This is a genomic window from Rhodococcus sp. H29-C3 (assembly GCF_030063405.1).
Classification (GTDB): domain Bacteria; phylum Actinomycetota; class Actinomycetes; order Mycobacteriales; family Mycobacteriaceae; genus Rhodococcoides.
In genome coordinates this window covers 1-814 of record NZ_JASITC010000066.1, presented here as the reverse complement: position 1 = coordinate 814, position 814 = coordinate 1, and the positions used below count along the sequence as shown (strand labels likewise).

The 814-nt window shown below is 56.1% G+C and carries 1 protein-coding gene; it reads left to right on the top strand.

Going from position 1 to position 814, the window contains the following annotated elements; translation table 11 throughout:
* Positions 1-381 precede the first annotated feature (381 nt).
* On the top strand, positions 382-814 hold a 433-nt coding region (locus tag QMK32_RS25195; RefSeq protein ID WP_283478306.1), incomplete at its 3' end, for a site-specific integrase.

Below are 814 nucleotides of genomic sequence, written 5' to 3'. Positions count from 1 at the left end.
CCCAGGCGGGTTTGATGCGGTGCAGGTGGCACTGCTCTGCTGCACGTCAAGGGCTGAATACGCAGACGGCGACCAATTGTCGCATCAGATGAAATTCGTCACGGTTGCATGCCGATAATTTATATTATGTCAAGTAGTACATTGGCTATCGTCATCTCACGCGAATATCCCCGTTTTATGTAAGCGACCTCGCGCGGTGCAGATACCCGCCTGAACTGCATCGATACCATCCGCGTGCCCATCCCGCGGCAACATCTCGGTGCCGCGTCGCAGGGATGGGTCATCAAGAATCGATCCGGCCTGAGCAGGCATTACGTTCGAGGTCATTGCAATAGACGCACTCTGAGTGCAAAATATGCAGACCGGCGAAAGGGTGTGCTCGTGGACCGACGTGACGTTGGTGGTCGGCTGATCTACCTTCCGTTCGATAGTTCCGCATCCTCCGAAAGTTTCCTCGACGACGTCCTCGTCGGCTGGAGACGCGCACAGATTACCCGGAACTTCCGTGCCGGTACCGCTGACCGCCGAATCAAGCTGATTCATCGCATGATCGACTTCGTGGGATCCCCACCGTGGCAGTGGACCCCACAGGATGCCGATGAGTTCTTCGCTCATCTGCGCGGGGTACGCAATCTCTCTCACGCCACGATTCGGGCGTATCAGTCAGATGTCAGGCTGTTCTTGGAATACGCCACCAATCCCGTCTACGAGTGGAACGAGAACTGCGGGAAACTGTTCGGGACCGTGTTCTCGCAGGTGATCACCGAATTCAACCAAGCCACTCATGTGCAGACCAACGACACCCGAGACAAAC